A 13408-nucleotide genomic window follows, 5' to 3' on the forward strand; every position below is an offset into this window, starting at 1 on the left:
CGGCCGCCGCAGCCTTCAAATATGAGCGGGCCATCCGCAACCGCCCTCGCCAAGCCTTTTTCGACTGCTTTCGTCGTGCCTTTTCTGGTCATGCCGACGCCTTCTGGCGAATTTTCGCGGCAAGTTCGTCCGGGTCGGCTGCGCCGAGGTCCCGGCTCAGTGACGGCCGCAGCCGAGAAGAGACGACTGAGGCCGAAGATTCTGAAATCATGAAACGTCACAGGCGCTCGAAGCCGTTATCAGTCAGTTTGAGGAACTTGCCGCCGTCGAAAGTCAGATAGCCTTCTTGGATCAGGCCGTTGATGGCGCCGCCGTATTCTGTCCCACGGACACCGTGTTTCGAACCGAGCTGGATTTGCAGGTCCGTGACGTTGGCTGCGATTTCGCCGGAACGCACGCCAGGATTTTTCTCGCGGATATGCTCAAAAATCCATTCCTGGATTTCTTTCACTGTCGGCTCTTTCGCTCGATGGGCCTTCGCACCCAGCTTAAGAAACTTGCCACCGTCCCACGCGAGAACTTCTGCTTCGACGAGCGCCTTCACCGCCTTGATGTATTCGTCGGCGCGGGCGCCGAACTCCTTCGCGGTACGCAGCTGCAGACTCATGATGTCGGTGACGATCTCGCCGGGCCGGACAGCCGGATGATTGTTGCGGATGTATTCCTGGATATAGATCTGAATCTCTTCCGTAGTCGGCACCTTGGCCATTGGTATTTCCTCCGTTCGAAAAGTGAAAGGTTATCAAATGCAATCAGCAGGTAGCGTTCGTCGCCGCCGCTTTCAAGATCCGCTCTCCCTTGCTTGGCTTGCGTGTCGCGGCTTGCAGGGCACACGGCCGCGATGCGCAAGGGAGGAGCCGTCGGCCAACCGGGCCTCCGGCTTCGCGATGATCCACGGCGAGACGCTCTAGACTAGGGCCAAAGCCCAATCACTTGGTGGACATTTTGGCGATCGCGATCGCCGATTCAAATCGCTCTCGGGTAGCAGCCCGAATGCGTTGCAAGCCGAACTGCTCCGCTAGCTTTTCAATGACCTGATCGTCGGAGAGCCTGACGCGCAGATACGGCGACGCCAAGCTGGCAAGTTCGGCAAGCGGAGTGTCGCTATGGGATCGGCTTCCATCAGCCGAAACCCGGAAGGGCACCGGGCGATCCGTCACGGATCCTTCTGGCCAGAACACGTCCCGTTCCTCCTCACGAGATCGGGGAAAGCGCGGGTCTACGGCATCGGTCACCATCTTCTGTATGATTGAACCCGTCCGCTCCATGCCATGTGCTCTCGCGATCCGGATGGCGAGAATATCGCCGTACAGCGGACCCTCGGTCTGAATGACATGCGCAATCAGTTGTCGAAGCAGTTGGCGATAGCTTGCCTCGTAAAAGCGGTCATGATCCGGCCTCAGCCCAGCAACACCGAAATCGGTGACGCTATAAACCCCTTCCGTTTGATTGGCTGGTGACTTGGAAGTCGCAACCTTCACGTCGCGTGGCATCGCCGGAAAGGACGGCGAAGACTGCACCGAGGGCTTCTGCCCGACCGACGCGCCGATGCGATCGATTACGCTGCAGATGCGATCCAGGTACAGCCTCTTTTCCATCGGGTCGGTACCGGACCTCTGGTAGTGCGGGACGCGAGTGAACCAGTCGTCAGGATCGGTAATCCTTTGGTGGACGAACGTTTCGATCATGGCTTCGCGAAGGATGGAACGATGCGGCTCCCAATTGGAGGCCGACGGCCGGATGATCTTTTCCCTAAATGACGCCAAGGCTTGGTACGCCTGGTCAGCAGTCAAACTACCGCTCCCCTCAAACGGGTCAGCGCGATCGTCCGTTTCGGCCTGCACGTCCGAAATCGCGTGCTCCGCTATGGAGTCAAATAGGGCTTGGCCATCAGTGTCATCGTCGGTTTCTGTTTCTGACAGCTCTGCGATTGCGACCTCGATCGCCGGCAAATATTTGGGCCCAAGTCGATAGTCCTGAAACGCCGACATTGGCTTAGTCCGCAATTCCTCAAGCCGCTTGAGGAGCTTTTCCGTCTGAGCGTCCGGGCTGTCAAACCAATCGGTCGACCAGACCCGAAGGATGTTCCAGCCCAGGCCCCTCAGAACCTCTTCGCGCAACCTGTCGCGGTCGCGCGCACTCTTGCTCGAATGATACTGCGCGCCGTCGCATTCAATGCCTGCGAGGAACATTTCCGGGTGGTCCGGATGCCGTATTCCCAAGTCTATCTTGAATCCGGAAACTCCCACCTGCATGTCTACGGAATGGCCACGAACGCGAAGACGATTGGCCACCTCGATTTCAAATTCACTGTCTGCCTCGCCGCCAATCAGCTGGACCGCAGCACGTCCCTCGGATTCGGTATATTCGAGATATCGCTTCAAAACATGGACGCCCTCTTTGCTTGTTTCCGTCGGTTTGACGTCTTCGGAGCCAAAGGATGCGAAGAGACCAATGCGGATCCGGGCCCGGGAAAAAAGTACGTTGAGGCGACGATGACCCTGCTTGCTGTTAATCGGGCCGAAGCGCTGCCGCATGACAGTCGCGCCGGCTTCCTTGCCGTAGGTCATCGATATGAAGATGAAGTCGCGTTCGTCGCCCTGAACGTTCTCCAAGTTCTTCACGAACAAAGGTTCGCCCTTCTTCCCGGCTTTCTCCCGATACGTCTCGACGAGTTCGTCATCGCCCGACATCCGTCGGAGGGTTTCCTCAATGAGGTCTCTCTGGTCCGTGTTGAGCGCGACAATACCCAGGGTGGGAAGCGAATCCTCATCACTGTCCGAGAAGTGCCGCATGAACTCTATCGCCTCTTCAACGACGCGCTCTGCTTCGGTGACATTCCGCCTGGCCTGGTATTCCCCGTTGACGCGAAGCAGATCGATAGAGAAAGAGCCGGGTTTTGCAGCGGGGAACGTGACGAGGCTGCCCTCGTAAAAGTTGTCGTTTGAAAACCGGATCAGGCTCTCGCAACGGCTGCGATAATGCCATTTCAGGCGCCTGACCTCACCGAATACCTTCTGGCATCGTTCAAGGATCGACTCGTCATCGATCTCGTCCGCATCTTCGTCATCAGTAGCCGGATTGTCGCTCGATCGTTCGAAAAAGCTCGTCGGCGGAAGCTGTTTCGGGTCGCCGACCACTACGATCTGCCGCGCACGCAACATGGCGCCCAACGCATCTTCCGGCTTCATTTGGGACGCCTCGTCAATGACGAGCAGGTCAAATTCAAATCTGCCTTGCGGGAGAAACTTTGAAAGCGAGAGGGGCGACATCATGAAACAGGGCTTCAGAGCCCTGACAGCTTCGCCAGCCCTTCCCATCAGACCGCGAACTGGCGTGAAGCGCTTCTGTTTCGGAAACTCGTTCGCCAGAAGGCTCATTTGCGTCCATGTCTTCACCGATCCGTTGCGGAGGCCGTTCGGCGGCTGCCTTGTGAGCAAACGCGCCCGGACGGTCTCGCGGTCACCAAGGATCTTCTGCCTGTCACGCTCGGCAAACGTCTTTCGTTTCGCATCGAGTTCGTTGCCAGTCCGGTTAGCCAACGACGAGGAGAGACGCCGGGCAGCCTTGGCACGAAGTCGGGATGCGACCGCGTCGAATACCGCCGGAAGCCGCGAAGGAGGGACCAGCAGTCCATCTGTCTTGGAAAGGAATTCGACGAGGCCTGCTCCCTCGAGTTCGGCTCGGGAACTGCGGAGGGAGATGAACTCCGAAAGCTCCTCTCTATGTTCCAGGAGGTTTTCAAGATGCGGGATCATGGACCGCACATCGAAGGCGTCCATGCCACGAACCCCGAATTCGTCAAGACGCTTCGCCGACTGGTTGATCTGCCCTGTAACGCGGTCATATGACTCTGCTATCTCGCGAAGTCGGTCGCGCCACGCCCGGGCATCCGCGGAGAGAAGTCCTTCAAGGATCGGCCCGGGCAGTCGCGCCAACTTGACCGATCGCACATATCCTATGGCGTCTTCAGTTTGCGAGACCCCGTCGTTGTCAGGCGCCAGCGAGCGAACCGCGACGGCGAATGGAGATCTGTCGACCGCGATGAGCGCTTGCGACAAGCGTGTCCTGGCGGCATCGATCTCGGCAAGGGTCGAGAGCGAAAGCGTGGAAGATGACAGCCGGTCATCCGGGTCCAGTCCGAGAATGCGTTCGAAAGCCTCCAGATCCTTGGTGCACTGTTCCGCAGCGTGCCCGATCCGGTGCCCGTCAATCAATTCATCGAACCGTGCGCGTCCGGCTCTGTACGGATCTGCCGTCCGCGAAAGCTTTGCGAATGCGGAGATAGAACCTACGGTCAATCCGACTATGGCTTTGGCAACGCTGTTTCCGTCGGAAAGCCCCGTGAGCTTATGCTCCACTGCTTCGCGCAGCTTGATCCCTTGATCGATAGCCACGAACGGCGTTCCTATCCCGGCCCAGGCTTTGCCAATCGCGGCTCCTGCGTCGCGATGGGACGCGAACGCCTCGACCGACCGGACATGTTTCGAAATTCGGACAAGCATGTCGACGGAGTTCGGTTCTGCCGGAAGCCGGAGCCGCGCCAACATTGCGCCGGCGGCTTTGACGTCTCCGCGCATCGCACTGAAGAGCCTCCCGATCCCGGTCTTTCGCAATGCAGCGCCGGCTTCGTCAAGTTCCTGTGCGTCCGGCCATTTGGGTTCGGTGAACCCTCTCACCGCTTGGCGAAGTTCCAGCTCTTCGCGAGAAAGTGCGTTCCATTGATCAAACAGCTGACGGAAAATAGAGGTGTCGATCTGGACAGCGCCAACCCATTGCAGATGCTCAGGGTCAGCGCTCTCGGTAACCTCGAGAGCCGCTGAAACAGCGTCGAGAGCGTGAACGGGGGCGGAGCCTCCCAAACCTAGCAATTCCATTGCTTGGCCCATCGATTCAAGCGCGTCTAGGAACCCCTTGTTTCGGTGGATCGTGCGGTAGGCATGGGCACGCAGGCCGACGGGGCTAAGCTCGGCAAGGCCTTGGGCCGGCAGCGCTGACACGATCGCCCGGGCCCGATCAAGAGTCGGCGCGTCGAGATCTCCTGCTGACGGCAAGTCGTCGACTGCTTGAGCTGCCGAAAGGTACGAGGATTGAAAGGACAGCCCATGCTGCAGGCCATCCAGATCGATGGCGGCGATGGTGGCTATCTTCGAAGGGCTCGATGGCTCCGGTATGATCTTGTCGGCTGCCGACACCGCATCTCCATCTTCATCGGAAAGAATGCCGAGACCCTCGTGGCGATCCATGAATTTCGCCAATTCCGCCGCTGCATCTCGAAGGCCTTGGATCGCCGCAAGAAACTGATCGCGCTCGTACGCCGGCAGGTGCCCCGGAGGGGTCGCACTCCATGGTGACGCCGACGGGTGTCCATAGGAATCATGGAACGCCTGCGCGCTCGCCGCGAAGATCTCTAATTTACCTCTGACGTCCCACAGGTTGCGTGGGTCGCCTAGCAGATCGTCCGGCATATGGACGTCGTTGAAAAAGTCTCCAAGATCGGCGTTTACCGAACGTCCTCGGATCGACTTCCAGATCATTTCGAACGGAGTCGCCCCGTCGTCGGCTTCGGAGTGCAGGTCGTTCAGATATTCAGAGATCTGGGCCCGTGCGAAAGCCCACGTCGTGTCCTCCTGCGCGGTAGCTGCCCTAGCGGACCGCCCGACGCCGATTTCGTATCGGCGGGCGAGGCTTTGGACCACCGCTTTGGGAGACGATCTGTCGGAGTGCAGCTCCAGGCAGAACTCGCCAACGCCGGACTTGTCGAGCCGCCGTTTGACAACGTCGAGGGCTGCCTGTTTCTCAGCCAGGAAAAGCACTGTCTTCCCAGCAGCCAGCGCATTTGCGATGATGTTCGTGATGGTCTGGGACTTCCCAGTCCCCGGGGGCCCTTGAATCACCAAATTCTTCTGCCGCATCACGTCCACGAGAGCGCTGTGTTGCGAGGCGTCGGCGTCTTGGATCAGGATCGGGGCGGACTTCTCGATCTCCGGATCGTCGATAAGGTAATCTTCGGGAGAATGGAACGAGGGCCCGTCACCATCGGCGCCCTGCTCGAAGCCGCTTAGGAGCGAGCCGACCAGTGGATGTGCGGCAGGGTGGTTCTGCCACTTCTCCGGCTTGGTGTCCTCGTAGATTGCTATGCGGCTGAAGGCGAAATGGCCGAGCACTAGCCAACGCCGAACCCGCCATCTTTTCAATCCTTCGATGCTTGCCTCGACCTTGGCCAGATAGTTTTCGACGGATCCTCCGTCATCGGCATCGCCGAAATCCGGAAGGTCTCTCCCAAATTTCGTTTCCAGGAATTTCTGAAGGCTGATGTTTGTTTCCGCAGCGCCTTCGCGCGCCGCAACTTCATAGACGTGCTTTCCTCGCACCTTCTGCCGTTCGATCTTGACAGGGAGAAGGAGGAGGGGCGCGTAGATCGGCTTGTCGGAGGCATCGCTGTCGTACCATTCCAGGAAGCCGAAAGCCAAAAACAGCGTCGACAGGCCCGCTTCCTGTTCGGCGAGCCGAGCTTCTGCGGAGATTTTCTCCATTAAAGCCTCGAGCTCGTCGGGATATTTCAACGTCTGGAGAAAGCGGTCGGAGTGCGTCTTCTTCGTGCCCGCCGGTTGGAGCTCGGGACTCGGGTCTATGCCGAGCGACCGCGCATGTTCGTTGCGATTGACGTCCGCGCGCTTGGGTCGAGGCGGGAGTCCAAGTTGGGAGCGCACGCGATCGCGGAGGGCCCTCTCGAGCCGTTCAACGGCCATTTCATCATCGGTTGCGCTGGCGACCAAGTTGTCCAGCGCAGTCAGGAAATCGATGTCGGAAACCTTTGCGTGCTCGAACGCGTCAACGAACTCCTCGGTCTTCTCTTCTGGCGGGAGGCCCTCGGGTTCATCGAGATGGACAATCCTGAACGAGCCGTCGTCATCGACGAGTTTCGAGTATGCTTCCTCAAGCACCTCATCGACGATCTGCAACTGGCGTTTTGAGCGGGCGCTGATCGAGTAATTCAGCATCCGATTTTTCTTGGTCAAATCCAGGAGCTTTAGTCGCAGCAGCTCGTAGATATTGCCAAGCCTGTCCAATTCGCCGCGATCAAGCATCCCAAACCTGTCGTTCATTTCCGCCTGACGGACGACGTCCACCCCGGAAACGTTCCTATCACACCTGAGATTGGGAAGTGACCCCGGAATCCTTGTTTCACACTGCGAAGATGCGAGGTCAGCTCCGGCGAGCTGCAATTGTGTTTGCATGTCGTCGCGCACATCAACCGTCCGACTGGACCGTGCTTTTACGGACAGTTTGCGGGCTGCTGCCACGTTTCTCTGGAGCTGCCCGGCTCGATGTGTCGAGCGGTGCTCCAGTTCCCGCCACAACAGCTCGAGCGCAGGTCCATCGGATCGCATCTCTTTGAAAATGCGTTCGAGTTCGTCAATTCTTTTCGATTGGTATGGTCGGGCGGGCATGGTGCATATGATTCAATGTTACGGGCCAATTCTCTCTCAAAATTGCTTCCGGCTATCAAGCGCTGGGAGGTGCCGACAACCGACCGCAGACGGCATTTTCTAAGCATCGACAGGAGTTTCCATTATCCGGACTCTACAATTCCCATGTCATCCGCCGTAGCGTTTCGATCTGCAAACAGGTGACAGTTTCTGTTGTCCTCCTCTGCCGCAACTCGTGTAGATCGTCATTATTGTTGTCGACACGGGTTTCTTTGCTTAAGAGGTCACGCACGGGCTGACCATGGGAAAGTGGGCAAGGGGTAAAGAGTTGACGAAGGCGCTTGATGGGCTCAACCGGATCTTGGAAAAGGTCCGTGAGACGAGCCATGACTTTGTGGTCACGACTGAAATATTTCCGAACCTGGACGTAGACAGAGTCGCACGTGACATGAAGCTCGCGGAAGAAGGGCAGACCCGCGGTGCGGCCAATCAGCCCTCGAAGAGCTCGAAATCACTTGACGACGTTGAACTGGCGATCGTCAGCAAGGTCCAGGACGCCAGGAGTACGGCGTACAATAACCTGGAGGACCAGCTCCATTCGTTCGCCGGCAGGCTCGGCGGCCTGGACTTCGAAGGGCAGTTTTCCGACATCCACAAAGCAAACGCCGAAGGCGTTTCCAACTTCAAGGCGGAGGTCGTCAGAGGACGCAACGAACTCCATGGTTTGCGACGGGCGCTGAACGCTGCCGAAGAAGACTATGCCGATTTCCGCAAGCGACACCGGATCACACGCGCCCCGCGGCTGTCAGAGGGCCACGTATGGTTTTTCAAGGTGTCGTTCCTGTTCTTCCTCTTTCTTGTCGAGTCGATCATGAACGGCGTCTTCCTCGCAAAGGGAAGCGATATGGGAATCGTCGGAGGCGTGACCGAGGCCATGAGCTTCTCCTTCCTCAATATCGGGATCGCTTTGGTTTTCGCCCTATTTTGCGTCAGCCTCACTGTCCACCGGTCTGCGTTCCTGAAGCTTCTCGGATACCTTTCCATCGCTGGCTATGCTGGGCTTGCTGTCGCGTTGAACCTGGGGCTTGCCCACTACCGGGAGGTGGCTGGTAGCATCCTCGAAGACGCTGGACCTATCGTTATGGATAGAATCCGGCATGACCCGCTCGGCCTGGTGGACATCAAATCCTGGCTGCTCTTCGGCATCGGCCTGATGTTTTCGATCTTTGCCTTCATCGACGGCTGGTACCTGAAAGACCCGTATCTCGGATATGCCGCAGTGTACAAAAGGCTACTTGCGGCGCGCACGACTTACGCGACCCGCCAGGAAGACCTGATTGAAGAACTGCTCGCCGTACGGGACGACCACAATGAGAAGGTCGACGAAATCATAAGGGACCTCAGCAGCCGCCGCCGAGACCACAATGCGATCATCGCCCATCGGGCGAAGCTGCTCTCCTTGTTTGTCCAATATCAGGAGCAGCTTGAGCGGACCGCCAACGTGCTGCTCAAACGCTATCGGGAAGCCAATGCCAAGGCACGGACGGAAGCTGCTCCGAAGTACTTCGACGGCGCTTACAAGCTGGACCGTATTCAACCCACGAAAGCAGGGGAGAGCGAACTGACGGATAAGGACGTCGCCGAGTCCATACGCAAGGCACAGGCAGACCTATCCGACCAGATCAGAAAGATCGCAGCAGTGTGCGACGACGGCATCGACCAGTACCGCGAACTGGACAAGCTGCATCCGGAGACGGCCCCCAATGGCTAGGACGAGAAGGAGAAAAAGCCGCAAACAGGGCCGATTGGGCGCTGTTGTGGCGGGCATATGCTTGCTCGCCCTCTCCGGGGCATTGATCGGTGGATTAGGATACCTCTACGCGAAGGCCAATTCCCAAACGAAACTGGCCAAGGAAACCTTGTGTCCGCTTGACGGTCCCGTGGCGGTAAACGTGTTCTTGATCGATACGACCGATCCGATCTCCGACACCACGCTGCTCGATATCAAGAATAGGTTCCAAAAGACCGTATCGTCGATCCAGGTCGGCGGATTGCTGGAGATTTTTGGCCTTACCGAGAACCCGGGCGAACTCGTCAAGATGTTTGACGGCTGCAATCCTGGTGACGGCTCTTCAGTCGACCAATGGACCAATAATCCTGCAAGACGCCAGCGCCAGTGGGAGGAAGCCTTCAACAAGCCGTTGGATAAGGTTTCGGAGAGCATCCCTAATGGCCAATCCGGCAATCAGTCGCCGATCATGGCGGCCATTCAGGAAATCAAGCTCACGGTTTTCGACAAGCTTTCGAAACCCGGCGCTACGAAGCAGTTGATCGTCGCCTCCGACATGATCGAACACACGGAGCTGTACTCCCAGTACAAGTCAGGTGTCAGCTACGGAGCGTATCTGAACAGTCCAGCGAATGCTAAATACCGAACCACGCTGGACGGGGTTGACGTTGCGATCTGGTATGTCGATCGCGCGGCGAAACCCTTCGACGGGCGCGATCATCTGGAATTCTGGGCTAAGTGGGTCGTAGAAAATCGCGGCAACTTTCTGCCGTCGCCACGACTGGAGGGAATGAATTGAACCGTCACACAGTCGGCGAAGAGTTTTCGACGGGTCTTCTCCGGAACCTGCCGCTTTATGCCTTCGCCGCGTTTACCCTCACCGGTTGCATATTCATTGCGGTCTCGAAGCTGTGGGGGGTGAATCCGTTCGTTTCCATGACGGTCCCGATCATGCTCATGATCGGATATTTGTCGCTGTCCTGGTTTTCGGGGCGGATCCGGCTCCACGAAGAGCAGACCGGCGACAACCTCTATTACATGGGCTTCCTGTTCACGCTGTCGAGCTTGGGCGTTTCCCTATATCAATTCACCTCAGTGTCTTCGACAGACGACGTCATCCGGAACTTCGGCATCGCGATCACGTCCACGATCTTCGGAATCGCTCTTCGCATCCTCTACAATCAGACGCGGAGAGACGTTCTCGATGTCGAGAGGGCGACACGCCATGAGTTGGCGACCATGACGCGACGCGTACGCTCGGAGATGGAAAGCGCCACGCGGGAATTCGCTGATTTCCGTCGGGTGAGCAATCAGATGATCAGCGAGGGGTTCGAGGAGATCGTCAGGCATGCCGATGATACTGGGGAGCAACTGAAGGGAGCTTTGGAAAAGATGGCGAACGAAGCCATCAAGCCAGTTCAGGATGCGTCGGCGAAACTCAGCGCCGCGATCGACGCCAGCTTTGGTCAGATTGCATCCAAGCTCTCCGAAATCGCAGAAAAGGTCGACAGCTCCGGTGACCTGTTCGAGCAGGCCAACAGCGGGATGGCCAGCTCGACGTCTCAACTCGGAAGCCAGGTCGACGCCGTGGCCAGGAAACTCGAAGCGGTCATGATACCCGAAGCCGTCCTGAAGAACGAACTCGGTCCGCTTGTCAGGGAGCTCGGCAAAATCGTCGTCGACTACGGCGCCAGGACCGAGGCCCTCAGCAAAGATCAGGCCCACCGCATGGACCTGATCACCAATGCCGCCGCGAAAATCGTAGAGACAAGCGGGCGGTCGCTTCAGATCATGGAGAAGTCGCTGGAGGCGTCCGCTCACGTCCAGCGGAGCACAGACAACCTTGCCCGCCATGTCCAACAGCAGAATGCAGACATGCAGAAGCTCTTGGAAAAGATGCTCTTCGAAACGCGCGCGGTCGCGAAACCCGGTGTATTCGAACCTCTATCCGATGGCGTGGCTGCCGCGTCAAACGGTGCAGTCCACCATTTCGGCGACGGCTTAGGGGCGACTCCGCTTCTTGACGACATCGTCGCTGTGGCTGCCCCCGTCGAAGTTCAAGCGGCGCAGCCGAACGGTCGGGATGCGCGCGAAACGGCCGGAGATGCAGTTTCCCCCGTGGATAGAACTGTCGAGAGCGAGCCTGACAGCAAGCGGTGGTGGAACCGCCGTTGAGCACCCAGGGAACGTCCGTCTCCAGCGAGCAAAGAGGCTATGGCCGCGGCCTTATTCTCGGTCTCACCATGGCCGAGTCCATGCTGTTGCTCGTCTTCTGCCTCTTGTTGGCAGCGGGTGCGATCATCGCGAGAGAGCGGTCCACTTCTGAACGCATCAAAGCGGACAAGCTGGCGATCGAGATTGAACTTCAGAAGCAGAAGGACTCGAACGCTCTGCTCGCAGAAAAACTCGAGGTCTTCCGAAAGACAGTTGCTGGCAGCGACGAACTCGAAAAGGAATGGCGGGAACTGGAACTCGCAAAAAAGACGGTGGACCAGATATTGGAGACCGGTCTCACTCTCGAAGAGGTCAAGAAACAAGCGCCAATCCTTCTGGAACTCAGGAAGAATGAACTGACGCTCTCAGAGGTGAAGGAAGGAACCGATGTCATCAAGAAGCTTCGGGAGAAAGGGATTTCGGCAAATGACGTCGCGGAACTTGTGCCTGCGGCAGCACGACTCCGGGATTCCGGACTGACTGCCGATGACGTCGAAAAGCTTGCCCCGGCGATCAAAGTGCTCCGAGACAAGGTCGTCGTCACGCTCTCGAAGCAGACGCCGGACGAGCAACTGCTTGAGGTCATCCGCAAGGCTAAAGAATCTGAAGGCAACGCAAAGCCCCACGAATGGCCGCCGATTATCAGTCTCAGCGAAACGAACGGATACTTCTTCAAGTCGGGCAGCGCAGAACTCAGTCCGAGCTTTGACGCGGCCTTGCGAGAAAACACCGCCGGACAGATTGCCGACATCGCCGCGAAATATGCGGTGGACGTCGTGGAGGTCATCGGGCACACCGATGAGCAGAAGATCTCGCGCCTTGGATCAAACCTTGACGCCGAGCTTCAAGACGTACTCGGCGGCACTGCTCCAGTCGGCGTGCTGCACCCTGCGGACAACGCGGGTCTGGGGCTAGCGCGCGCGATTGCCGTAGCCAAAGTCCTGAAAAGCGTCCCGGCTCTCCAGGCGGTGACCATTCTGCCCATGTCGGGGGCCCAACTGATCCTTCCCGACGACACCCTGACCAACGGAACCCAAGCAGGTGACGTGAAATCGCGGCGTCGGATAGAGATCCGGGTCAGGAAACGCAATTCGCCGTCGACAACGGAGGTCGGCGCGAAGATTCAGTGAGGCAACTGCAGCACGGGTTAGACGGTTTCGACGATCAGCGAAGGGCGGGGCGCCACCCTGCGGCCAGTGCTTCGGCCTCCGAACAAAACCATCGCTCGCCCTTGCTCAGCGTGATTTGGGTCCTGTCGTAGTGTTCCTGGCCGGGCACGTGATAGATGCGTTCGCCCGACGAATTGATATTGCCTTTGATGTTGCATCCGTCGGAACCGGACGAGACGCCGACAAGCGGTACGATCGGCGCGGTTGCACCCTTGCCATTCCGTCGATCCGCCCTCCATTCCCACGGACGTTCAAACGCGCCGATCCATATCCCTTTGCCTTCGGCCTTCGCTGTTTCCTGTAGTTCGGCGTACGCGCCTTTGCTGTAACGCGGCCAGTCAAGAGCCCAGCCATCCCTGACGAGTGCAGCCTGAACGCTTTCTCCGTCCGCCCGGAAGCAGTTTCCGACGAAACGGCCATAGCGGTCACGGGCAACGAATACGCATCGGGTGGGAGACGAGGCGGCCAGAAATTGGTCCACCGCCTCGGCGGCCTTTGCGCCGCATAGGTATGCCTTGCCGTTCCCGTCTGTACAGGTTTGAGACGACTCGGGCGCGTCGATGCCATTGAAGCGGATGCGCTTGCCATGGATTTCGATTGTGTCGCCGTCGATGACGGAAGCACGGCCGACCAAATCCTCTTGATCCGAGGAAGCTTTGCCCTGCGCGTAAGAAATGATTTCCGGACTATTTCTTGAGACGAAGCTCCACCCGAAATATCCCGCAATGCCAGCAACAGCGAGTGCAGCTGCCACAGTCCAACGTACGCTTCCCTTTGAATGCAGTCGCGAACGTCGCGTCACC

General features: G+C 58.1%; 7 protein-coding genes. 4 read left to right on the plus strand and 3 right to left on the minus strand.

Going from position 1 to position 13408, the window contains the following annotated elements:
• Positions 1–217 precede the first annotated feature (217 nt).
• Both EN824_RS11840 and EN824_RS11845 read right to left on the minus strand, forming a co-directional pair.
• On the minus strand, positions 218–709 hold the full coding sequence (locus EN824_RS11840; RefSeq protein ID WP_135932283.1) for a hypothetical protein: 492 nt from the start codon (positions 707–709) through the stop codon (positions 218–220).
• A gap of 220 nt (positions 710–929) precedes the next feature.
• A complete protein-coding gene (locus EN824_RS11845; RefSeq protein WP_189522160.1) occupies positions 930–7133 on the minus strand; it encodes a DUF3320 domain-containing protein in 6204 nt (2067 codons plus the stop codon).
• A 628-nt stretch (positions 7134–7761) separates the two neighbouring features.
• Between EN824_RS11845 and EN824_RS11850 the strand changes: the two genes are divergently transcribed.
• From EN824_RS11850 to EN824_RS11865, 4 genes are all read left to right on the plus strand, one after another.
• A complete protein-coding gene (locus EN824_RS11850; RefSeq protein ID WP_245520971.1) occupies positions 7762–9204 on the plus strand; it encodes a hypothetical protein in 1443 nt (480 codons plus the stop codon).
• Positions 9205–9265: 61 nt separating this feature from the next.
• The gene (locus EN824_RS11855; protein WP_145972518.1) at positions 9266–10021 is read left to right on the plus strand and encodes a hypothetical protein; all 756 of its coding nucleotides are present in this window, start codon (positions 9266–9268) and stop codon (positions 10019–10021) included.
• Positions 10018–11397 (plus strand): hypothetical protein, encoded by a 1380-nt coding sequence (locus EN824_RS11860; protein ID WP_135932287.1) that lies wholly within the window; start codon positions 10018–10020, stop codon positions 11395–11397. The genes EN824_RS11855 and EN824_RS11860 overlap by 4 nt, the downstream gene beginning before the upstream one ends.
• A complete protein-coding gene (locus tag EN824_RS11865; RefSeq protein ID WP_189522161.1) occupies positions 11394–12566 on the plus strand; it encodes a hypothetical protein in 1173 nt (390 codons plus the stop codon). The genes EN824_RS11860 and EN824_RS11865 overlap by 4 nt, the downstream gene beginning before the upstream one ends.
• Before the next feature lie 34 nt (positions 12567–12600).
• Here the strand turns inward: EN824_RS11865 and EN824_RS11870 are convergent, their stop codons facing one another.
• Positions 12601–13359, minus strand: coding sequence for a thermonuclease family protein (locus EN824_RS11870; RefSeq protein ID WP_245520972.1), 759 nt, complete (start codon positions 13357–13359; stop codon positions 12601–12603).
• Positions 13360–13408: the final 49 nt, after the last annotated feature.

It is taken from the genome of Mesorhizobium sp. M8A.F.Ca.ET.181.01.1.1 (assembly GCF_004792025.1).
Lineage (GTDB): Bacteria > Pseudomonadota > Alphaproteobacteria > Rhizobiales > Rhizobiaceae > Mesorhizobium.